Annotated in this window: 20 protein-coding genes; 14 read left to right on the forward strand and 6 right to left on the reverse strand. The window is 59.4% G+C overall.

The window, feature by feature from the left end; genetic code table 11:
• Window positions 1-60 precede the first annotated feature (60 nt).
• Window positions 61-1,902, forward strand: a complete 1,842-nt coding sequence (locus tag ACOERD_RS03115; protein ID WP_419738020.1) for a SurA N-terminal domain-containing protein — start codon at window positions 61-63, stop codon at window positions 1,900-1,902.
• A gap of 11 nt (window positions 1,903-1,913) precedes the next feature.
• Window positions 1,914-3,425: an anthranilate synthase component I gene (gene trpE, locus ACOERD_RS03120; RefSeq protein ID WP_419738021.1), complete on the forward strand. Its 1,512-nt coding sequence runs from the start codon at window positions 1,914-1,916 to the stop codon at window positions 3,423-3,425.
• Window positions 3,426-3,478: 53 nt separating this feature from the next.
• Here trpE and ACOERD_RS03125 read toward each other — a convergent pair whose 3' ends face one another.
• Window positions 3,479-4,885: a divergent polysaccharide deacetylase family protein gene (locus tag ACOERD_RS03125; RefSeq protein ID WP_419738022.1), complete on the reverse strand. Its 1,407-nt coding sequence runs from the start codon at window positions 4,883-4,885 to the stop codon at window positions 3,479-3,481.
• Window positions 4,886-5,080: 195 nt separating this feature from the next.
• Between ACOERD_RS03125 and ACOERD_RS03130 the strand changes: the two genes are divergently transcribed.
• Genes ACOERD_RS03130 through glp form a run of 5 tightly spaced genes read left to right on the forward strand, consistent with a single transcriptional unit; the run spans window position 5,081 to window position 9,129 of the window.
• Window positions 5,081-5,662, forward strand: a complete 582-nt coding sequence (locus tag ACOERD_RS03130) for an aminodeoxychorismate/anthranilate synthase component II (RefSeq protein WP_170459279.1) — start codon at window positions 5,081-5,083, stop codon at window positions 5,660-5,662.
• Window positions 5,659-6,678: an anthranilate phosphoribosyltransferase gene (trpD, locus tag ACOERD_RS03135; protein WP_419738023.1), complete on the forward strand. Its 1,020-nt coding sequence runs from the start codon at window positions 5,659-5,661 to the stop codon at window positions 6,676-6,678. The genes ACOERD_RS03130 and trpD overlap by 4 nt, the downstream gene beginning before the upstream one ends.
• Entirely contained in the window at window positions 6,675-7,487 is an 813-nt protein-coding gene (gene trpC / locus ACOERD_RS03140; protein ID WP_170665064.1) for an indole-3-glycerol phosphate synthase TrpC, read from the forward strand. The genes trpD and trpC overlap by 4 nt, the downstream gene beginning before the upstream one ends.
• Window positions 7,487-7,960, forward strand: coding sequence for a cyclic pyranopterin monophosphate synthase MoaC (moaC, locus tag ACOERD_RS03145; protein ID WP_419738024.1), 474 nt, complete (start codon window positions 7,487-7,489; stop codon window positions 7,958-7,960). Before trpC ends, moaC begins: the two co-directional genes overlap by 1 nt.
• Complete coding sequence (gene glp / locus ACOERD_RS03150; RefSeq protein WP_419738025.1) at window positions 7,957-9,129, forward strand: gephyrin-like molybdotransferase Glp; 1,173 nt, start codon at window positions 7,957-7,959, stop codon at window positions 9,127-9,129. The genes moaC and glp overlap by 4 nt, the downstream gene beginning before the upstream one ends.
• A 155-nt stretch (window positions 9,130-9,284) precedes the next feature.
• On the opposite strand, the gene ACOERD_RS03155 is transcribed toward glp, so the two are convergent.
• The gene (locus tag ACOERD_RS03155; protein WP_419737631.1) at window positions 9,285-10,466 is read right to left on the reverse strand and encodes an ISNCY family transposase; all 1,182 of its coding nucleotides are present in this window, start codon (window positions 10,464-10,466) and stop codon (window positions 9,285-9,287) included.
• Window positions 10,467-10,622: 156 nt separating this feature from the next.
• Here ACOERD_RS03155 and lexA point away from each other — a divergent pair, with 156 nt between their 5' ends.
• Window positions 10,623-11,321, forward strand: a complete 699-nt coding sequence (lexA, locus tag ACOERD_RS03160; RefSeq protein WP_170373813.1) for a transcriptional repressor LexA — start codon at window positions 10,623-10,625, stop codon at window positions 11,319-11,321.
• Here the strand turns inward: lexA and ACOERD_RS03165 are convergent.
• Entirely contained in the window at window positions 11,315-13,366 is a 2,052-nt protein-coding gene (locus ACOERD_RS03165) for a ComEC/Rec2 family competence protein (RefSeq protein ID WP_419738026.1), read from the reverse strand. The two genes, lexA and ACOERD_RS03165, sit on opposite strands and share 7 nt — an antisense overlap.
• A gap of 78 nt (window positions 13,367-13,444) precedes the next feature.
• Here ACOERD_RS03165 and gltX point away from each other — a divergent pair, with 78 nt between their 5' ends.
• The 3 genes from gltX to ACOERD_RS03180 all read left to right on the forward strand — a co-directional run bounded on the left by gltX (window position 13,445) and on the right by ACOERD_RS03180 (window position 17,387).
• A complete protein-coding gene (gltX, locus tag ACOERD_RS03170) occupies window positions 13,445-14,845 on the forward strand; it encodes a glutamate--tRNA ligase (protein WP_419738027.1) in 1,401 nt (466 codons plus the stop codon).
• 124 nt (window positions 14,846-14,969) lie between these two features.
• Window positions 14,970-16,265, forward strand: a complete 1,296-nt coding sequence (gene gltA, locus ACOERD_RS03175) for a citrate synthase (RefSeq protein ID WP_170373816.1) — start codon at window positions 14,970-14,972, stop codon at window positions 16,263-16,265.
• A gap of 228 nt (window positions 16,266-16,493) precedes the next feature.
• Window positions 16,494-17,387: an autotransporter outer membrane beta-barrel domain-containing protein gene (locus tag ACOERD_RS03180; protein WP_419738028.1), complete on the forward strand. Its 894-nt coding sequence runs from the start codon at window positions 16,494-16,496 to the stop codon at window positions 17,385-17,387.
• Between the two features lie 8 nt (window positions 17,388-17,395).
• Here the strand turns inward: ACOERD_RS03180 and ACOERD_RS03185 are convergent, their stop codons facing one another.
• Window positions 17,396-18,463 carry a PA0069 family radical SAM protein gene (locus ACOERD_RS03185; protein WP_419738029.1) on the reverse strand — a complete coding sequence of 356 codons (1,068 nt, stop codon included), beginning with the start codon at window positions 18,461-18,463 and terminating at the stop codon, window positions 17,396-17,398.
• A gap of 255 nt (window positions 18,464-18,718) precedes the next feature.
• Here ACOERD_RS03185 and ACOERD_RS03190 point away from each other — a divergent pair, with 255 nt between their 5' ends.
• Both ACOERD_RS03190 and ACOERD_RS03195 read left to right on the forward strand, forming a co-directional pair.
• Complete coding sequence (locus ACOERD_RS03190; protein ID WP_170373819.1) at window positions 18,719-19,417, forward strand: cobalamin B12-binding domain-containing protein; 699 nt, start codon at window positions 18,719-18,721, stop codon at window positions 19,415-19,417.
• 110 nt (window positions 19,418-19,527) lie between these two features.
• Complete coding sequence (locus ACOERD_RS03195; RefSeq protein WP_419738030.1) at window positions 19,528-20,187, forward strand: DUF1638 domain-containing protein; 660 nt, start codon at window positions 19,528-19,530, stop codon at window positions 20,185-20,187.
• A 2-nt stretch (window positions 20,188-20,189) separates the two neighbouring features.
• On the opposite strand, the gene ACOERD_RS03200 is transcribed toward ACOERD_RS03195, so the two are convergent.
• Entirely contained in the window at window positions 20,190-20,600 is a 411-nt protein-coding gene (locus ACOERD_RS03200; RefSeq protein WP_170374327.1) for a SufE family protein, read from the reverse strand.
• 138 nt (window positions 20,601-20,738) lie between these two features.
• Between ACOERD_RS03200 and ACOERD_RS03205 the strand changes: the two genes are divergently transcribed.
• Window positions 20,739-21,266 carry a hypothetical protein gene (locus tag ACOERD_RS03205; RefSeq protein ID WP_419738031.1) on the forward strand — a complete coding sequence of 176 codons (528 nt, stop codon included), beginning with the start codon at window positions 20,739-20,741 and terminating at the stop codon, window positions 21,264-21,266.
• Window positions 21,267-21,270: 4 nt separating this feature from the next.
• Here the strand turns inward: ACOERD_RS03205 and rnd are convergent, their stop codons facing one another.
• Entirely contained in the window at window positions 21,271-22,428 is a 1,158-nt protein-coding gene (rnd, locus tag ACOERD_RS03210; RefSeq protein WP_419738340.1) for a ribonuclease D, read from the reverse strand.
• Window positions 22,429-22,446 lie beyond the last annotated feature (18 nt).

The raw sequence follows: 22,446 nt of genomic DNA on the forward strand, positions 1-22,446 counted from the left end.
CCCGGCGGTGCCCGTCGTATTCAGGGCCGCAACCAACAGGGCAAGCAGTAAGAGGGCATCATGGCCGCAGGCAAGAACAGCATCTCGAAAACCTTTGTCTGGATTCTGATGGGCCTTCTGTTCGTAGGCCTCGCAGGGTTTGGCGCCACCAGCCTGACCGGCACCATCCGCACGGTTGCGCAGGTCGGGGATGAGAGTATCTCGGTCGACGCCTATGTCCGCGAACTTCAACGCGAAATCCGCGCGGTTGAGGCGCAGACCGGCCAAGCCCTGCAGATGTCTCAGGCGCGTGAGCTGGGTCTGGAACAGCTCGCCCTGTCCCGCCTGACCGCTCTGGCCGCGCTTGATAACGAGGTTGGTCAACTGGGCCTGTCCATTGGCGACGAGAACTTGCAAGACGAGATCGTCTCGATCCCGGCCTTTCAAGGCGTGAACGGCACGTTCGACCGCGAAGCCTATCGCTTTCAGCTGGAACAGATCGGGATGACCGATACCGAGTTCGAATCGGACCTGCGAAAGGAATCCTCGCGCACGATCGTACAGGGCGCGATCATTGGTGGCGTCGAAATGCCTGCGACGCTGACCGACACTCTGACAAATTACATCGGCGCGCGCCGTAGCTTTACCGTGGCGACTTTGGGCACGGACGCGCTGGAAACCCCAGTGGGCGATGCGACCGATGCGCAAATCCAAGATTACTACGACGAGAACACCGACCAATTCACCCTGCCCCGCACCAAGCGTCTGACCTATGCGATCCTGTCGCCAGAAATGCTGCTGGATACGGTCGAAGTGGATGAGGACACGCTGCGCCGCCTCTATGATGAGCGCGCCGATGAATACCAGCAGCCTGAGCGCCGCTTGGTCGAACGCCTGAACTTCCCGGATGAGGACTCTGCGAACAACGCCAAAGCCCAGCTTGAGGTCGGCGGCACAACCTTCGAGCAACTCGTACGCGAACGCGAGCTTGAGCTGAGCGACATTGATCTGGGCGACGTAACCCGCGACGATCTGGGCGAGGCCGCGGATGAGGTCTTTGCAGCGGAGCTGGACTCGGTCGTTGGCCCTCTGCCTTCCGTGTTCGGCCCGGCGCTGTTCCGCATCAACGGCTCACTGGCGGCCAACAACGTCCCGTTCGAGGATGCCGAGCCTGCTTTGCGGGAAGAACTGGCCTCGGACCGCGCGCGTCGTTTGATCGAAGCACAATCCGAAGACATCAACGATATGCTCGCCGGTGGCGCCACGCTCGAAGAGCTGGCACAGGAAACCGATATGGAGCTTGGCCAAATCGACTGGACCCGCGACAGTGTGGATGAAGTTGCCGCTTATGACGGCTTCCGCAGCGCGGCTGAGGCAGTACGCGACGGCGACTTCCCCGAGATAGACTTCCTCGAAGACGGCTCAATTTTCGCGCTGCGTCTGAACGAAGAACTGGCGCCACGCCCGGAGCCTCTGGACAGCGCCCGTGACCGCGTCGCCGCTGCATGGGTTGCCGCCGAGACCGCCAAAGCACTGCAAGAGCAGGCCAATTCTGTTGTCACCACCCTGGCAACGGATGGCGATTTCACTGCCACCGGTCTGCCGTTCCGGGTGGAAAACGCCCTGACGCGGACTGCGTTTCTGGATGACGTCCCCGCAATCTTCATGAACGAAGTTTTCGAGATGGAGCCGGGCGACCTGCGCGTCATTGGCGGCGAAAGAACTGCCCTGATCGTCCGTCTGGACGAGGTTCTGCCACCAGCAGAAAGCGATGAGCTGCGTCAACTGAGCGACGCATTGGCCGCGCAAATGAATCAGGCTCTGGCGCAGAACATCTTTGACGCCTATGTGCGCGACGCCCAAACCCGCGCGCGCCCGGTTGTCGACCAGCAGGCCCTGAACGCCGTGCAGGCGAGTTATTAAACGAGACCCCAATGGCCCTGACACCCGAATATGAAAGCTTCGCGCGCGCCTATGAAGCGGGCGAAAACCAGGTCGTCTATACGCGCCTTGCAGCCGATCTCGACACACCTGTCTCGCTGATGCTGAAACTGACAGGGGCGCAGAAGGATGCGTTTGTGCTGGAATCGGTTACCGGAGGCGAGGTGCGCGGGCGCTACTCGATCATCGGTATGAAGCCCGATTTGATCTGGCGTTGCCGGGGCGAGGAGTCCGAGCTGAATCGCTCGGCCCGGTTCGATGGCGAAGCCTTCACGCCGCAAGAAGGCAATCCGATGGACAATCTGCGCGCGCTTCTGGCCGAAAGCCGTATCGACCTGCCCGATGATCTGCCTCAGGCAGCGGCTGGGCTGTTCGGCTATCTGGGCTATGACATGGTCCGTCTGGTCGAATATCTGCCCGACGTGAATCCTGACCCGCTGGGCTTGCCAGACGCCATCATGCAACGCCCCTCGGTCATTGCGGTGCTGGACGGCGTGAAGGGCGAAGTGACCGTCGTGTCCCCTGCATGGGTCACCGACGGCCAATCGGCCAAGGCCGCCTATGCGCAGGCCGCCGAGCGTGTGATGGACGCGGTGCGTGATCTGGAACGCGCCATGCCTGCTGAAACACGCGATCTAGGCGAAGCGCATGAGGTTGCGCCTCCGGTGTCGAATTTCACCAAATCCGGCTATATGGAGGCGGTCGAAAAGGCCAAGGAGTACATCCGCGCAGGCGATATCTTTCAGGTCGTCCCAGCCCAACGCTGGACTCAGGACTTCCCGCTGCCGCCTTTTGCGCTCTACCGATCGCTGCGCCGCACGAACCCGTCGCCCTTTATGTTCTACTTCAATTTCGGAGGCTTTCAGGTCGTGGGCGCCAGCCCCGAGATTCTGGTGCGCGTCTTCGGCAGCGAAGTGACGATCCGCCCGATCGCCGGAACGCGCCCGCGTGGCGCGACCCCGGAAGAGGACAAGGCAAATGAACTTGACCTGCTGGCCGATAAAAAGGAACTGGCCGAGCACCTGATGCTGCTGGATCTGGGTCGCAACGACACCGGCCGCGTCGCCAAGATCGGCACCGTTCGCCCGACCGAAGAGTTCATCATCGAGCGCTACAGCCACGTGATGCATATCGTCTCGAACGTGGTCGGAGAACTGGCCGAAGACAAAGACGCGCTGGATGCGTTCTTTGCCGGGATGCCTGCGGGCACCGTCTCGGGCGCGCCCAAGGTCCGCGCGATGGAGATCATTGATGAGCTGGAGCCAGAAAAGCGCGGCGTTTATGGCGGCGGTGTTGGGTATTTCAGCGCCGGTGGTGACATGGATATGTGTATCGCCCTGCGCACGGCCATCGTGAAGGATCACAAGCTTTATATTCAAGCCGGTGGCGGCGTTGTCTACGACAGCGACCCCGAGGCGGAATATATGGAAACGGTCCATAAATCCAACGCCATACGACGGGCAGCAGCGGATGCGGCCCGCTTCACGCGCAACCGCAACTCATAAAGAAAGGGCGGCTGATTGCAGGATCAACCGCCCTCCTCTTTTCTGCGGAAAGGTTACTGGATTTCGCGTTTCATAACCGCCGAGATCGGCGCCATGGCAACGCGGTTGCCGCGATCCTCAAGACCCCACAGCAGCAGGGCTGAAATCGTCTCGGGGCGCACACGACCCAGCATCACAACCGTCCCCTCCTGCCCGGCACGGAACGCTGCTTGATCAAGGAAACGGCGCATGATTTTCGGGTCCTGCCGTGCGCCATCAATGTCGCGGAACACGACGCCCGAGGGGATGCCGTTTCGCGCGGCCAGTTTCTGGACCGTGTTCAGCCCGTTATCCTGCGTGATCAACCCACGACCGGTGGCCGCCGCAATCGACGCAACCTGATCCGCCAGTTTCCGATTGCCCTGAATTCCGCTTTCGACTCCTTCCAGAATACCAACTGTCTCGTGCAGCGTGTCCAACCATACGGCCATCGACACCTCGGCATCCTGCGCGCTGGCGGATTCGTGCAGATCGGCCATGGCCAGAACCTCAAACCCGGCGGCGCGGTGGCGGGCCATTTTCTCGGCGGCGTCGGGGTCGGATGGGCTGATCGCGAAGCTGACGGGATACGGGAAGTCCTGCAACGCTTCGGCTCCGAAAGAGCCCTCATCATCGATCAGGATAATCGACATCAGCGGCTTGGCTTCGGGGTTTTCAAAGCTGGCAGCGTAATCCTCGATCGGCTTTCCGGTCATCTCATCTACGACTGTTTCATCGGTTTCAACCGGGGCATCGTCCCGTTCGGTCAAGGGGACAACGCGCGTGCCGACCAGTGTGTTGGTCGAGGTCGTGTCCTCTCCGCCAATCTGGGGGAGTGCGGCCAGTTTGGGCAGATTGCGGGGCAGAGTATCCTCATCCCCTTCCACAGCGATTGGGCTGTTTTCAAAAGGATTCTCTTCATCCAGCTCAGCCTCTTCAGGCGCAAGCTGCGATGGCAGTTCGGGCAAAAGCGTCGCCACATCTTCTGGCTCGGCAGAGGGTTCTGGGGCTTCATCCACAACAACCGGCGCCGCGTCTGTTTCCGGCAAGGCGGGGGCGGTACTAGGTGCCTGCGGAGCAGCCGGCGCGTCGGTCATGACGGTCACGCTGGTTTGATCTTCGGCCTTAGGTTCCTGCAACGCGTCCTCGGCCTCAGCCACGACGGGCTGTTCGTCGGGCACCGTTTCCAGATCGGACAGATCAAGCGCCTCATCCGGCGCTTCGGCGGGTTTCGGCCCAGCAGGCGGCAATTCGACAAGATCCGCGTCCGACGGGGTCTCGGCGATTTGTTCCGGTGCTTCGGGTGTTTCCACATCCACCGGTTCGGGAGCCTGGGTCTTGACCACCGGCTTATTGGCCAGCGGCGTGTTGAGCGATAACATCACCCCCACGATCAAAACAACGACCGCCCCGACGATCATTCCTCCGAAAAATCCACGCATTGCTCGTGCCTCTCGCCTTTAGTCTTGCCTCGCCCATTCTGCGCCATCTTCTGCGGCGCTCGACCTGATGGCGGGTCAAGAACGGGATGTCCTCTTGACGCTGCCTCACAAGCCTGAGCATGTATGTCCCGACATTATACCGTGGCCCGGGGCTGCATCGCCAGCCTGAAATGCCCAAGCGAAGACAAGTGCCAAATGCTGCTGCTGATCGACAACTACGACTCGTTTACCTACAACCTGGTGCATTATCTGGGCGAACTTGGGGCCGAAATGGTCATTCGCCGAAATGATGCGCTGGATGTGCAAGAGGCCATGGCGATGAATCCCGCCGGAATTCTGCTGAGCCCCGGACCCTGCGACCCGGATCAGGCGGGCATCTGCCTTGCCCTGACTGAAGCTGCAGCCGAAACCAAAACTCCGCTTTTGGGCGTGTGCCTGGGGCACCAGACAATTGGGCAGTCTTTCGGCGGTAAGGTCGTGCGCTGCCATGAGATCGTGCATGGCAAGATGGGCACCATGAACCACACCGGCAAAGGTGTTTTCGCCGGGCTTCCTTCGCCCTTTGAGGCCACGCGTTATCACTCGCTGGTGGTTGAACGCGAGAGCCTGCCAGACTGCCTCGAGATCACGGCCGAGCTGGAAGACGGCACTATCATGGGGCTGCAACACAAAGAGCTGCCCATCCACGGTGTCCAGTTCCACCCGGAGTCGATCGCATCCGAGCATGGCCACGCCCTCCTCAAGAACTTCCTGCAAGAGTTGAAAGTCCCCGCATGAGCGACGCCCTGAAACCGCTGATCGGAGCGTCAGCCGACCGCCCTTTGACCCGTGCCGAGGCAGAGCAGGCCTTTGCCATCCTCTTCGACGGCGAAGCCACGCCCAGCCAGATTGGCGGTCTGTTGATGGCAATGCGCACGCGCGGTGAAACGGTCGATGAATACGCCGCCGCCGCCGCCGTGATGCGCGCCAAATGCAACGCGGTTAACGCACCCGACGGTGCAATGGACATCGTCGGAACGGGCGGTGATGGCAAGCACACCCTCAATATCTCCACCGCGACGGCCTTTGTGACTGCCGGAGCCGGTGTAACGGTCGCCAAACACGGCAACCGCAACCTCAGCTCGAAATCGGGCACCGCTGATCTGCAGTCACAGATGGGGATCAATGTAATGGTTGGGCCTCAAGTGGTTGAAAAAGCGCTGAATGAGGCCGGTATCTGCTTCATGATGGCCCCAATGCATCACCCTGCGATTGCCCATGTCATGCCCTCACGGCAAGAGCTTGGAACCCGTACGATCTTCAACATTCTCGGGCCGTTGACCAACCCTGCGGGCGTCAAACGCCAGCTCACCGGTGCCTTCACGCGCGAGCTGATCCGACCTATGGCCAAAACGCTGGGCCTGCTGGGGTCCGAGCGCGCGTGGCTTGTACATGGCTCGGACGGCACGGATGAACTGACGATCACGGGCATAAGCTGGGTCGCCGCTTTGGAAGACGACCGCATCAAGGAGGTCGAACTGCACCCCGAAGACGCTGGACTGCCCGTCCATCCGTTCGAAGACATCGTCGGCGGCACACCCGAAGACAACGCCGTCGCGTTCCGCGCTCTACTCGACGGCGCGCCCTCGGCCTATCGCGATGCGACGCTGTTGAACGCGGCGGCCGCTCTGGTCGTGGCTGATGCCGCGTCAGATCTGCGCGAAGGTGTTGAAATGGCTGCTGAAAGCATCGACAGTGGCAAAGCAAAAGAAAAAGTTACCGCGCTGGCGCGGATCACACAGGAAGCTGCATGACCGAGACCGTTCTGGACAAAATCAAAGCCTACAAGCTGGAAGAAATCGAAGCGGACAAGGCGCAAAAATCCCTGGATGAGCTTGAAAGCGAAGCCAGGAGCGCGCCCGAGGTTCGCGGCTTTGCCGAAGCTCTGCGTAAAGCCGCCCGGTCTGGCTATGGCCTGATTGCCGAGGTGAAAAAGGCCAGCCCGTCCAAAGGTTTGATCCGTCCCGACTTTGATCCGCCGCTTCTGGCGAAAGCCTATGAAGAAGGCGGTGCGGCCTGTTTGTCGGTTTTGACCGATACACCCAGTTTCCAGGGTTCGAAAGAATATCTGACCGCCGCACGTGCCGCGACCAACCTGCCCGCGCTGCGCAAGGATTTCATGTATGACCCCTATCAGGTCGTCGAGGCGCGTGCCTTGGGCGCCGACTGCATCCTGATCATAATGGCCTCGGTCGAGGACAGTCAGGCCGCCGAGTTGGAACAGACAGCGTTCGACTGGGGTATGGACGTCCTGATCGAGGTTCACGATCAGGAAGAATTGGAGCGCGCAACAGAACTCAAGAGCCCGCTGATCGGGATAAATAACCGCAATCTCAAGACCTTCGAGACCACTCTGGATACAACGCGCCGCCTGTCCAAGCTGGTGCCCGGGGATCGCACCATCGTATGTGAAAGCGGCTTGAGCACACCCGAGGATCTAGCGGACATTGCCCGCTACGGCGCGCGGTGCTTCCTGATCGGCGAAAGCCTGATGCGGCAGGATGATGTAACTTCGGCCACCCGCCACATCCTCTCCAACCCCCTGATCCCCGGGGTGATGTGATGCCTCTCACCCATTTTGATGCGCAGGGGCAGGCTCATATGGTCGATGTCTCGGATAAAGAGGTGACTGACCGCGTGGTCGTAGCCGCTGGTCACATCAAGATGGCCTTGGAAACCTTTGATTTGATTTCAGAAGGTCGCGCCAAGAAAGGTGACGTTCTGGGTATCGCACGTCTTGCGGGGATCATGGGGGCCAAGAAAACCCCGGACCTGATCCCGCTTTGTCACCCTCTGCCGGTGACCAAGGTCGCAGTCGAGTTGACGCTGGACCCCGACCTGCCTGGTGTTCAGATCGAGGCCACCGTCAAGACGTCGGGCCAAACCGGCGTTGAAATGGAGGCCTTGACTGCCGTCTCGACCGCAGCGCTGACCGTTTATGACATGACCAAGGCGGTCGACAAAGCGATGGAGATCGGCGGTATTCGCGTATTACTGAAAGACGGCGGTAAATCAGGGCGTTACGAGGCGACATGATAACTGTCGAAGACGCCCGCGCGCTGCTTTTTGATCTGGTTGAGACCCTTCCCGTAGAAACCGTCCCTTTGGCCGAGGCCGCAGGTCGTGTGCTGTCGCAAGACGTGAGCGCTACGCGCGATCAACCGCCTTTCGCGGCCTCATCCATGGATGGCTATGCAGTCAAAGCGGCCGAGGTCGAATTGCACGCCATGTTCAAGCTGGTGGGTGAATCGGCCGCCGGAAACCGCTTTGACGGCGTGGTGGGTCCGGGTCAGGCCGTGCGTATATTCACCGGCGCGCCAGTGCCGGAAGGTGCTGATTTCGTTGTGATTCAGGAAGATGTCGACCGTAAGGGTGACCTGATCACCATCAGCGACGATCCCGGCCAAAAGACCAACATCCGACCGGCGGGCATTGACTTCACAAAGGGCACCACAATCAGCGCCCCGCGCGTGATCCGCCCTGAGGATATGGCGCTCATGGCGGCTATGAATATCCCTCAGGTCCCGGTTGCGCGGAAACCTCAGATCGCGTTGATCTCGACCGGGGATGAACTGGTGATGCCCGGAGAGGTTCCGGGTCCGGATCAGATCATCGCGTCGAATACGTTCGGTTTGAAGGCGTTGTTGGAGCGTAAAGGCGCGCATGTTCGCATTCTGCCCATCGCGCGAGATACCGCGTCTTCGCTGGAAACCGCGTTTGGACTGGCCAAGGGAGCGGATCTGGTGGTCACGATCGGAGGGGCATCTGTCGGCGACTATGATCTTGTCTCCGAGGTCTCCGAGGCGTTAGGCATGGATCGTTCCTTCTACAAAATCCGTATGAGGCCCGGAAAACCTCTGATGGCCGGTCGCATGGGGGATGCAGCGATGGTCGGGTTGCCTGGAAACCCTGTGAGTGCAATGGTTTGCGGCTATTTGTTCCTTGTTCCTTTAGTCCGACGAATGCTGGGGCTGGAGGCCATTCTCAACCCGTTCAAAACAGCCGTACTGACCGAACCGCTTGCAGCCAATGGTCCGCGAGAGCATTACATGCGCGCTATCGTCGATGAAAACGGCATTCGGGCCTGCGCGGATCAGGACAGTTCCTTGCTGAGCGTTCTGGCCGATGCGAATGCTTTGCTGATGCGCCCGCCCAAGGATCCGGCCTGGCCCGCAGGGGCCCAAGTTCAGTACCTGCTGCTGTAGAACATCCTCAAAATCGTGTCGAGAACATTCTGAATTGTCCGGTGTAGGTAACATGCCAATTGTCCGCTTCAGTTGATTGCGCGGTGGCCCAATTCGGAGGGAGCCGTAGGCGACCGTAGATTTGGGCCACCGCGTTCGCGCCACGTCGAAGCGGGTCACGCGACTTTGTGTTTGCTATCCTCCTGTGTGATGGGTGATCCGTCAGGCTGGTAGCGGCCAATGCATCTCGGGCCGTGGAAGATGACCAGTTGACCATCGGGGTATTCGTGGACCCTGACCTTCGCCTTGACGAAATGATGACGGTGCCTGTCTGCCGCGATCTGCATGACCAGGCCCTTGTAGCGCACCGTATTGTCGTTGCCGACGACGCGGTCTTCCTGCACACACAGGGTGTCGCGCACATTGCCTGTAAACGGCACGAAGGCCGAGGTCGTATCCTCCGGCTCCTTTGCAAACAGGGCATTGTGTTCGGGAAGATAGACCTCTTTCAGGAACTGATTGGCCTCTTCAATGGTTGTGATCCCATGGGACCGCAGTTCCTGCGGCAATCGGTTCTGGAACGTGCCAAACATGCGTTCAGACCGTCCACGGGCCTGCGGTGAATAGGCCGGGATCAGCTCAATGCCGAGTTGCTGCAAGGCGCGCCCGACCTGGGTCAGATTGTCCTTGTCCACTTTGCCGCCCGCTTCGGGCGTATGCCAGTAATGAGAGCCCCGATCGGCATAGAGCGAGCAAAACAGACCTTGCGCCTCGATCACCTCTGTCAGCCCCTGAAAACTGCTCATCGTCCCTTCTTCCTCGACAAAGAATGCCGAATAAACCCGGTTGGTGGCATCGTCCATGGTGACGATCAGATCCCACCACTGACCCGGAACCCATTCATGGCTGGAGCCGTCCTGATGCAACATCATGCCAACCATCGGACGGCGGGGCCGCTTGCGCCGATGGGCACCTCGTCGGGGTGCTGCCTGAACCCGGCCGTGGCGCTGCAGTGTAAGCCGCACCCAGTTGTAGCTCTGTGTGAAACCATGGTGGGCCACCAGCTTCTCGTGGAAATGCTTCGGCGTGTAATCCCAGTACTTGGTATCAAACAGTTCAAGCATCTCCATGACCTTATCCGTGGCAACACGATTGTTGGCCAGTTTGCCAAGCCGACGGTCGTACAGACCTTCTGCACCATCCGCCTCAAATCGATCCTCCCAACGCCTGACGGTGCGCACGGATACACCCAGTATCTCAGCCGCCTGTTCTTGCGTCAGCTTGTTCGCGCTTCGCCGCGAATACACATCTTCAAACTTCATCAGTCGAACTTCCTGTAACACTTCTGCTCGGTTCATAACGCCTCCTCTCAGAGACAGAATAGAACCGGACAGATCGCATGTTACATACACCGGACATATCGCGTGTTAGCGACAAACATCCTCAAAATCGTTGACACAAAACGTGAACATGCGTAGAACAAATGCAAACGCATAAGCGACGAGGTATGAGCGATGCTGACCAAGAAGCAGCTGGATTTGCTGGAATTCATCCACAAACGCGTACAAGCGGACGGCGTTCCGCCCAGCTTTGACGAAATGAAGGCGGCGTTGGACCTTCGATCCAAATCCGGCATTCACCGTCTGATCACCGCGCTTGAAGAACGCGGCTTTATCCGGCGTCTGGCGCACCGCGCCCGCGCGATTGAGATTGTCAAACTTCCAGAGAGCTTAGGCGGAGAGCCCACGGCGGGCTTCACCCCCCGCGTGATCGAGGGCGACAAGCCCGAAGGCCCGCGCCCTGCGAATTTCGAGCCGGTCTCGGTCGACGCGATGGAGCTGCCAGTCATGGGCCGGATCGCAGCCGGTGTTCCGATTGAGGCGATCAGCCATGTCTCACACCACGTGGCGGTGCCCGGCCCGATGGTCTCGGGCCAAGGGTCGCACTATGCACTTGAAGTACGTGGAGATTCGATGATCGACGCCGGGATCAACGACGGCGATGTTGTGGTGATACGCGAAACTTCAACCGCAGACAATGGCGATATTGTTGTTGCTCTGGTCGAGGATCAGGAGGCGACACTGAAAAGGTTCTTCCGCCGTGGCAAAGCCATCGCGCTGGAGGCTGCAAACCCCGCCTATGAAACCCGCGTTCTGCCGCAGGAAAAGGTCAAGGTTCAGGGCCGTCTAGTCGGATTGATCCGGACCTACTGATTGCCCGTTTTCGCGCGGGTCCCCGTGGATTTCGGGGACCACAGCCGATCGCCGATCATCTCGGCGCTTGAGGTGATTTTGCCACCTGAGATCGACAGGCTTCCGGTTTCATATAGCCGGTCCGGGTCGAAAATGGTACAGTCTCCGCTGAGCCTCAGATCGACCGAAGACACTATAATCTGACCGGTTTTGCATTCGTCAAACTCAAGCGCCGCGCGTTTACCCGTGAGGTGGATCACCTCCGCCCCGGTCAGAGCAATCCTTTGCACACGATCCGCATGGCCCGGCCATCGACTGGCAGCCTGCCCCTGCGTCAGATCGTCTCCGTCATTCTCAAGCCAGACCGTGGCCACGAATCCGCTGCCTTTTTCTTTGCTGAGCGCGCGGCCCTCACTAGTCATAACACCGACCAGCCCACCGGATTCGGCGATCAGAACCTCAGGTCGGCTGCCCGAGGTCCAAAGCACAAAGGCGAGGAACAGCGGAGCCACCCCGACCCACCGCGCTCCGCCCTGCCACAAAGCCAGCCAGAGCGCCCCTAACGCGATCATGGGCAGGACAAACCATGGCGGCGCAACCACATAGCCCTGAGATCCGTCCAACCCGGACACCCACTCCGCGATCATCAAAATCCAACGCAGTCCCAGTCCCATAACGTCAAGCGCGATCCACTCCAGTCCGAAAGGCGACAACAGCGCCGCGACAACGGCCGCGGGGACGACGACGGACCCCATGACCGGTACAGAAAGCAGATTCGCAAGTAGACCGTAGTGCGACATCGTATTGAAATGCGCCGCTCCGATTGGTGCGGTCGCAAGGCCAGCGATGGCTGATGACATCAGAAGGCCAATAGCGGCTTTAGACCATTTCTGCCCGGGCATGGGCCCGAAATCACGCAGCGCTCCGAACACAGCGACCAAGGCGGTGGTCGCCGCGAACGACATTTGGAAACCGGGGCTGAGCAAGGTTTCGGGGCGCAGGGTCAAAACGATCAATGCGGCCACCGCGACGGCCCTGAGTGAAATGGCGCGACGGTCGATCAGAACTGCTCCGAACATGACGCTGACCATGACAAAGGACCGCTCTGTCGCGACATTGCCGCCGGACAGCATCAGATAGATCACAGCCGCGACCAGCGCACATCCAGCGGCAAGTTTGCGGACGGGCAAACGGAGGGCTAGCGCGGGGATCGCAGACAACCCAACGCGGCAAATCATGAAAACAAACCCGGTCAGCAGCCCCATATGCAGGCCTGATATCGCCAACAGATGCGCCAGGTTTGACGCGCGCAGCGCATCGAGCGTGTCCTGCCCCATGCCGCTGCGGTCGCCTGTTGTAACAGCGGCTGCGAACCCTCCGACCTCGCCCGGAAGATGGGCGCGCACGTGGTCTGAGATTGCCATGCGAATAGCAGTGACCCGAACGCCCTGCACCGCGTCCTGCGGCGGCGCGATGGTCATCACTGGAACCCGCGTATAGCCCACACCCCCTAGCCCCTTAAACCAGGCGTGGCGGCGGAAATCGAACCCTCCGGGCTCGACAGGGCCTTGCGGCGGGGACAGATGCGCCGTGGTCATGATCCGTTGTCCCGGCGCGATGGACCCAACCTCGGAATGAACAGAAAGGCGGATGCGCTGCGGACGTCGGTGCTCTGGCACGTCCCCTACCCGCACCTGATCCAACGTCAATCGCAGCGCATCCGAGGCGGAGCGGTCCATGGCGACGACCCTCCCCTCGACAGGGCCATAATATCGCCACGACAGAACCGGTTCCGCTACCATATGGGCACGGGCACCTGCCAGCAGAAAGCCCGCCGCCACCAGCGCCCCCCCGATTGCCAACGCGCCCCATCCGGCGGGCAACACACGACCCAAGCCGATCAAAGCCAATCCTGCGACGGCCAGACCCAGGTAGAAAGGCCCCTCAGGTTCGAACCGCAATCCGAAATAGAGACCGATCCCAAGGGCCAAACACACCGGAGACCACGGAAACAAAAACCCGATCTGGTTCAGCAGCGCCAACCGGACCTGTGCGAGAACACGCATGGTTGCCCCCGTCCTTGAGGCTCGTTAGACAGGCGCCAAGCTAAGCCCATCGCGGTTACCAAAAGGTTAATCAACACAATGTCCGATCAGGTCGTCACCCGTTTTGCCCCTTCGCCTACCGGTTTTCTTCACATTGGCGGCGCGCGCACTGCGCTGTTCAACTGGCTCTATGCACGGGGACGCGGCGGCAAGTTCCTGTTGCGGATCGAGGACACGGACCGGGAACGCTCGACCCCTGAGGCTACGGCGGCCATCCTGCAAGGGATGGAGTGGCTGGGTCTGGATCATGACGGAGATGTCATCAGCCAATTCGAAGGGGCTGCGCGTCATGCCGAAGTGGCGCATCAGCTTCTGGCCGAGGGCAAAGCCTACAAGTGTTTCTCGACCCAGGACGAAATCGCGGCTTTTCGTGAGCAAGCCCGGGCCGAGGGTAAATCGACCCTGTTCCGCAGCCCGTGGCGCGATGCTGATCCGACTAGCCACCCGGATATGCCCTTCGCGATCCGCATCAAGGCCCCGCAAGACGGTGCCACCGTGATCCGAGACCAAGTACAGGGTGACGTGACCATCCGGAACGACCAGTTGGACGACATGATTCTGCTGCGCTCAGACGGGACACCGGTCTACATGCTCGCGGTTGTGGTGGACGACCACTACATGGGTGTAACCCATGTGATCCGGGGCGACGATCACCTGAACAACGCCGCGCGCCAGATGATGATCTACGAGGCGATGGGCTGGAATGTTCCGGTCTGGGCCCATATCCCGCTGATTCACGGGCCCGACGGCAAAAAGCTGTCGAAACGTCACGGGGCCCTCGGCGCGCAGGAATATCAGGCTATGGGCTACCCCGCCGCAGGGATGCGCAACTATCTGGCCCGCCTCGGCTGGAGCCACGGCGACGACGAGTTCTTTACCGATGAACAGGCCAAAGAATGGTTCGATCTGGGCGGAATCGGCAAAAGCCCGGCGCGGTTCGATCTGAAAAAGCTCGAGAACCTGTGTGGCCAGCATATTGCGATCTCAAATGATGCTGCACTGCGGCGTGAAATCGAAGCCTACTTGGCGGCGGCCGACCTGCCACCTCTCTCGGAGACACAATCCAGTGATCTGGAAAGCGCGATGTATTGTCTCAAGGACCGCGCTCGGACTTTCCCGGAACTGCTTGAAAAAGCGCATTTTGTACTGACCTCGCGCCCCATCGAGTGCGATGAGAAAGCCCAAAAGGCGCTCTCATCTGTATCCGATGGTATACTGACTGAATTGACGCCGCAGCTGCAAAATGTTAGCTGGTCCCGGAACGAGCTGGAGGAGGCTCTGAATTCCTTTGCAGAAGCAAAGGAGGTCAAGTTCGGTAAGCTGGCAGGTCCGCTTCGGGCGGCATTGGCGGGTCGGGCAGTCACTCCTTCGGTTTTTGACATGATGCTTGTGCTGGGGCGCGATGAAACCCTGGCGCGGCTTTCTGAAGCAGCGGATTAAACCCAATCTTCATATTCGGGTAACGCTGCACCGCTAACACACCCGGGCTGCGCGCCCGCGCGCAGCCATTGCCCGCAGGTCAGGGCAATGAACTGACCTGCGCACAAATGAAGAAGGGACAACCATGACTGATAGCAATAAGACAGCAACTCTGACCGTACATGGCAAAGAGTATGAGTTGCCCGTTCACTCTCCAACTGCTGGGCCTGATGTTGTCGATATTCGCAAGCTTTACGGTCAGGCAGGTGTGTTCACCTACGACCCCGGCTTTACCTCGACCGCCAGCTGCGACAGCACCATTACCTATATCGACGGCGACAAAGGTGAGTTGCTGCACCGCGGCTACCCGATTGATCAGCTGGCCGAAAAGTCCCACTTCCTCGAAGTCTGCTACCTGCTTCTTTACGGAGAGCTGCCGGTCGCAAAAGATCTCGAAACATTCGAATCCACGATCACGCGTCACACCATGCTGCACGAGCAGATGCAGTATTTTTACCGCGGCTTCCGTCGCGACGCGCACCCGATGGCCATTATGGTTGGTGTTGTCGGCGCGATGTCGGCCTTCTATCACGATTCGACCGATATCTCGGACCCGCATCAGCGCGAGGTCGCCTCGCACCGCCTGATCGCCAAGATGCCAACGATTGCGGCTTGGGCCTACAAGTACCACACAGGCCAGCCCTTCGTGTATCCGCGCAACGATCTGGACTATGCGTCGAACTTCCTGCGCATGTGCTTCAGCGTTCCGGCCGAAGAGTATGAGGTGAACCCGATCCTCAGCCGTGCGATGGATCGCATCTTTACCTTGCACGCGGATCACGAACAGAACGCCTCAACCTCGACCGTGCGTTTGGCGTCGTCCTCGGGCGCGAACCCGTTTGCGTGTATCGCTGCTGGTATCGCCTGCCTCTGGGGCCCGGCGCATGGTGGTGCGAACCAGGCCTGCCTTGAGATGCTGGAAGAGATAGGCACCGTTGATCGTATCCCCGAATACATCGCCCGCGCTAAGGACAAGAACGATCCGTTCCGTCTGATGGGCTTCGGTCACCGGGTTTACAAAAACTTCGATCCGCGTGCGAAGGTGATGAAGCAATCGGCTGACGAAGTGCTGGATCTGCTGGGTGTCGAAAACAACCCCAAGCTTCAGGTCGCCAAAGCGCTGGAAAAACAGGCGCTGGAAGATCCGTATTTCGCCGAGAAGAAACTGTTCCCGAACGTGGACTTCTATTCGGGCATCATCCTCGAGGCGATGGGCTTCCCAACCTCGATGTTCACACCTATCTTCGCCCTGTCGCGCACAGTTGGCTGGGTCAGCCAGTGGAAAGAGATGATCGCCGATCCTCAGAACAAGATTGGCCGCCCGCGTCAGCTGTATCTGGGCGAAACACTCCGCGACTACGTGGATATCGAAAAGCGCTGAACCGCGCGTTAAGTTAAGAAATCAAGGCTCCGGACGTTCTCCGGGGCCTTTTTTTGATCCTGAGTTGTTGTAGCGCTGCGTCACTTGCCCCGGCGGTTTTTGCGCCTGCTTCTCTCAGCCTAAGACCATGGATATGGTCTCGTGAAATTGTAGAAACCCTGTGTTGCGATGGTATGTCGGTTCCTTCAAATAGCCTTTCTGGTGTTCTTTGCATTTCCGGCGTCTGGTTTGGCGCAAGGGATTCTTGAGGACATTTTCAAACAGATCCAGCGCGAAAACGCGGCGGGTTCTCTGGCGATTTTAGGCCTTGCTGGCATCCCTGATGACTCAGCCAGTGCGATCTCGCTGCAATCGAACACGGGAAACCGCGAGTACGACTTCAAATCCGCGCAATTGGGCGGGGGCTTTCGGCTGAGCGAAGGCGTACCCATCTACCTTGAAGGCTATATCGGCTATGCGCGCTATGACCCGGTCCTGTTCTTCTCTGGCTCCGGCGAGACCACCACGTTGCCGCTCAAATGGACGAGCGCCGCTGTAACAGGCGGTATCGGATACCAGTTCGACCTGGGAGAGCGCTGGAAACTGACGCCCATGGCGCATATCTCGATCGGGCGCACCCAATCTGACACGTCAGTCGCCGCCCAAGTGATAGCAGAGCGGCTTGGCATAGAAGCCGATTTCCTTGAAAGCGGCGGTCTCTGGGCCGGAGGTGCGGGCGGTTCGCTGACGCTGGATTACGCACGCCCTCTGACCAATGACCGAGAGTTCGAGATGAGCCTTCGCTACACGCATATCGAATACTGGCCCATTGGTGACGACGAAGACCTCCTCGTGCAATCGACGGCTGCAAATGCAGTGCTTTGGTCACGGTACCGGTTTCCGACAGGCGGTCGGATGTTTGGCCGACCGGTGCGTTGGGTCGGGGATCTGTCTATCTCTTACCTGGTCGGGGATCAGTCGATTGTTCTGGGCACAGATTGGCTGGCCCGAGTTGGCGGCGGGATTGAGGTCGATCTGTCTGACACCTGGGTTCCATGGGTAAGCACAACCCGGATCATGGTTCGTTACTATGGCAGCGACACGGTCAACGGGTTCACAGCCGGGATCGGTATCAGTTTCTGACGCGCGGCCTAAAACAGGCTCATTTGATCGCCCGGCTGCGCAGGTTTTGCGAAAAGATCGCGACGCAGGTCGTCGGACTTCACCTTCAGGCCTAAACGTTTAACGGCCACCTTGAAGCGCTTTGCGATCAATTCGGCATACTCACCTTCTCCCCGCATCCGGTGACCCCAGCGCGGGTCATAGTCGCGACCACCATGCATTTCGCGCAGCCGCGTCGTGACCTTTTCGGCCCGCGCGGGTTCATGTTCGGCCAGCCAGTCCTGCCACAGCACCGACACCTCTCGGGGTAGGCGCAGCATGATCCAGCTCGCGGTGTCGGCACCGGCCTCATGCCCGGCCTCCAGCAGAGTCTCCAGTTCATGATCGGTTAGCCCGGGCACAACGGGCGAGGTCATTACCCGCACCGGCACCCCTGCCCCGGTGAGACGTCGAATGACCTCCAGCCGCCGTTTGGGAGACGGCGCGCGCGGCTCCATCCGGCGGGACAGGCCCGCGTCCATAGTTGTCAGGGATATCCCGACGCGGACCAGCCCCCGCGCGGCCATGGGGGCAAGAATATCCATATCCCTCTCGATCAATGTCCCTTTGGTCACGATCGCTATAGGGTGGTTGAAATCCCTCAGAACCTCAAGACAGGCCCGTGTGATCCTGCGTTCTTTTTCAACAGGTTGATAAGGGTCAGTGTTGGTGCCCAAGGCAATTGGCGCGACTTTGTAGGAGCGCGCGGACAATTCCCTGCGCAGCACTTCGGCCGCATTGCCACGCGCGGTCAAACGGGTCTCAAAATCCAACCCTGCAGACAGCCCCAGATAGGCGTGACTGGGCCGCGCAAAGCAATAGACACAGCCATGCTCGCACCCCCGATACGGGTTTATCGAGCGGTCGAACGGCAGGTCTGGCGAGCGATTATAGGTGATCACACTGCGCGCCACCTCGTCCCGGACCTCGGTTCTCAGAAGCGGTTGGTCTTCTTCGATGTCCCAACCGTCATCCGTCTGGACCGTGGCAAGTTTTTCAAAGCGACCCGCGTCATTAGATGCGGTCCCCCGAGCGCGGATATTGGGTTGAGGTTGCATGTGTTCACCTTATGTTCTCACCTCATAGGTAAGCGAATACTGAACGCGAGGCAACCACCCCCTGTTTTTGCTAACCTGAGCCAGACACAGGATGATCATGCATATTATTCTGTCGCCCGATGCCGATTTTTGACATAAACGTCGGTCCCGAAACCGCCGAGGTCGCAATCGTCACAGTAAATCTGCGACGTTTTGGCCAAAACGAAAAAAATGCCACCTCGGACCAAGGGTCCGCACAGCTCAGGAAAACACCCCATGTCCGACGAAGAAGACATCATCCTGTCCGAACTGAACGACGAAGAGCTTGTTGAACAGATGTTCGACGATCTCTACGACGGCCTGAAAGAAGAGATTGAAGAAGGCACCAACATCCTTCTCGAGCGCGGCTGGACCCCCTACGACATTCTGACCAAAGCTCTGGTCGGCGGCATGACCGTGGTTGGCCACGACTTCCGCGACGGCATCCTGTTTGTGCCAGAGGTTCTGCTGGCCGCCAACGCCATGAAAGGCGGTATGGCGATCCTGAAGCCTCTGCTGGCTGAAACAGGTGCACCGCGCGTTGGCAAGATGGTCATCGGCACCGTAAAGGGCGACATCCATGACATCGGCAAGAACCTTGTTTCGATGATGATGGAAGGCGCTGGCTTCGAAGTTGTCGACATCGGCATCAACAACCCGGTCGAAAACTACCTGGAAGCGCTGGAAAACGAACAGCCCGACATCCTGGGCATGTCGGCCCTGCTGACCACGACCATGCCTTACATGAAAGTCGTGATCGACACGCTGGTCGAGCAAGGCGTTCGCGATGACTACATCGTTCTGGTCGGCGGCGCGCCACTGAACGAAGAGTTCGGCAAAGCCATCGGCGCTGATGCATATTGCCGTGACGCGGCTGTGGCTGTTGAGACAGCCAAGGACTTCGTCTCGCGCAAGCACAACCAGCTGGCGGGATAAGAACACCGTTTCTGTTCTGAAAGGGCCGCTCGATTTCGGGCGGCCCTTTTTTGTTTCAAGCCGCGTTTTCGGGCAAAATCACCCGGACCAGCCAGCCAGAGGACCTAGGAATGTCAAAGAGCCAACATCCCGATGACGCTAGTCTGACGACCGATGGATATGAAGAAACCGGCAAGGGACGTATTCTGTTGCTGGCCTGCGGGGCCTTGGCGCGCGAGATTCTGGACCTCAAGACCCGCAACGGCTGGGACCATATGGACCTGACCTGCCTGCCCGCGATCCTTCATGTCCACCCCGAAAAGATCACTCAGGCCGTAGAGGACGCGATTGCCAAGCATCGTGAGCGCTACGATCAGGTCTTCGTTGTCTACGCGGATTGCGGCACCGGTGGCCTGCTGCAACAGGCGTGTGACCAGCTGGGTGTCGAGATGGTCAAAGGCCCGCATTGCTATTCGTTCTTCGAAGGGAATGAGGCCTTTGCCGCGCAAAGCGAGGACGAGACAACCGCATTCTACCTGACCGATTTTCTGGCCCGGCAGTTCGATGCATTCGTCTGGAAACCGCTGGGGCTGGATCGTCATCCTCAGCTACGAGACATGTATTTCGGGAACTACACCAAACTGGTCTATCAGGCCCAAACAGATGATCCCGCGCTGACGGCACGCGCACAGGAATGTGCTGAGCGTATGGGTCTGGATTTTGAGCGCCGCTTGACCGGCTATGGCGATCTGGAAACCACGTTGACCGATTGGGCGACCAGAACGCGCTGACGCTACGCTTTTTCCTGCGCAACCTCGCGGATGCGTTCGATCATCGCCCTCAGACCGTTCGACCGCTGCGCGGACAGGTGGTCATTCAGGCCCAACCGCGCCAGCTCTCCGCCGGCATCGACCTTGATCACTTCGGCCACTGGCAAGTCGTTGTAAAGCAAACGTAAAACCGCGATTAGACCACGAACGATCAACGCGTCGCTATCCCCATCGAACCGAAACACACCACCGTCGATCATCGGGTGCAGCCACACCTGGCTGGCGCAGCCGTCCACTTTGGTGGCTGGAACTTTCAGCGCATCGTCCAGCGGCTCCATCGCTTTGCCCTGTTCGATCACATGGCGATAGCGGTCCTCCCAATCCTCAAGGAACTCGAAATCTTCGACAATTTCTTCAAAGGCGGGCGTTGCCATGGCGCGGCGGTCCTTCTGTTTCATTCACAATTGTGACCTATGCCGACGATAGCCCCCTGTCCAGCCCTCGCCGTGGCTTTTCAAGGCAAGGAAATTGCGCTAACCCATTGCGTGAATGACTGTTAAAGCCGTGGGTCCATGCAAAAATCACTGTCTCTTCTTATCATCGCCGCGTTGACCCTGTCTGCCTGCAATAGCTGGCGCAATTCACGGGCGAACCCGTCGAACTGGTTCGGATCCAGCCAGCCCGCCCCGGTCGAAACCGCTCCGGTAGACGAGGCGTATGCCCTGGTGCCGAGACAAAGCGATGGCATCGGCTTGTTTGACCGTCCCATAGAAGAAGACACCAGCGTTCCGATCGCAAAAATCGACGAACTGCGCATCGACGCAACGCCCACCGGAGCGATCGTCTATTCCTCGGGCACGGCGCAACGCCAAGGCGCGTTCAACGCCCGTCTGGTTCCCGTGGATTCGGAAGAAAACCAGAAGAACGGCGTGATGGAGTTTACCTTCCGGGTGAACTACCCCAAGGCGCAGACGGCGCAGGGTACAGAGCGTTCGCGCATGGTCTCAGACGCCATCAACGTCTCCCGGCAAGAGCTTGAAGGCATTCGACTGGTCCGTGTGGTTGGACAGCAAAACGCCTTGGAGTCGCGCCGCCGCTAAACGGTCAGAGGGGCACGACCTTCACGCTTTGTCCCTTTGCCGCCAGTGCGATCTTGCCTTCGCACAGCTTCAGAGCATCCTCACCGAATACCTCGAACCTCCAGCCAGTCATGGAGGGAAGACCCCGCTCGCCCGCTGCGATCTGGTCCAGTTCGGCGCTGGTGGCGATCAGCTTTGCCGCCACGCCCGAGCTTTCGGTTTTCGATTTCAACAGCACCCGCAACAGATCCGCCAACGCCGGGTTCACCTTTAGCTTGTCGCGGCTCGTGTCGACCTTGGGCAATTGTTCAGGCGGACAGTTCACACCCTTTTTGACGGCCGTCAGAATGCCTTCTGCAATCGCCCCTTTGCGCGCCTCTCGCAGTAATAGGCGCGAGCCGCCAAGGTCCGATGGCGTTTTGGGTTTGGTCGAGGCCAGCTCGATCAGCGCGTCATCCTTGAACACGCGGTTGCGCGGGATGTTGTTGTCCTGCGCATGGGATTCGCGGAAATGTGCCAGCTCCCGCACAACCGCCAGAAACTTGGCCGAATTCGTCCGCGTTTTAACACGCTTCCAAGCATCCTCGGGCCGGATGTCATAGGTGCCGGGCTGGGTCAGGATGCGCAACTCCTCGGACACCCAATGGCTGCGCTTGGTTTTCTCAAGCTCGGCCGCGAGATGTTCGTAAATCTTGCGCAGATGGGTCACATCGGCCAGCGCATAGGTCTTTTGCGCATCTGTCAAAGGGCGCCGCGACCAGTCAGTAAAGCGCGAGGTTTTATCCACCCCCTGCTTGCAGATCTTGCGCACCAGCGTCTCATAGCCGACCTGTTCTCCAAAGCCGCAAACCATCGCAGCAACCTGCGTGTCAAACAGCGGCGTCGGGAACACATGCGCATCGACCCAGAAGATTTCCAGATCCTGACGCGCGGCGTGGAACACCTTGACCACGCCCTCATTCCGGAACAGCTCATAGAGCGGCTCAAGCGAGATACCATCGGCCAGCGGGTCGACCAGAACGGCGCTGTCTTCATCCTCAGAAGGGACGGCAAGCTGCACCAGACACAGTTTTGAATAGTAGGACCGCTCGCGCAGAAATTCGGTATCTACAGTGACATAGGGAAAGGCAGCAGCAGCCGAGCAGAAATCAGCCAGCTCTTGCGTCGTTGTCAGAGTTCTCATGCGCCGTACTATTCTTGT

Source organism: Ruegeria sp., from assembly GCF_965199275.1.
Taxonomy (GTDB): Bacteria; Pseudomonadota; Alphaproteobacteria; order Rhodobacterales; family Rhodobacteraceae; genus Ruegeria.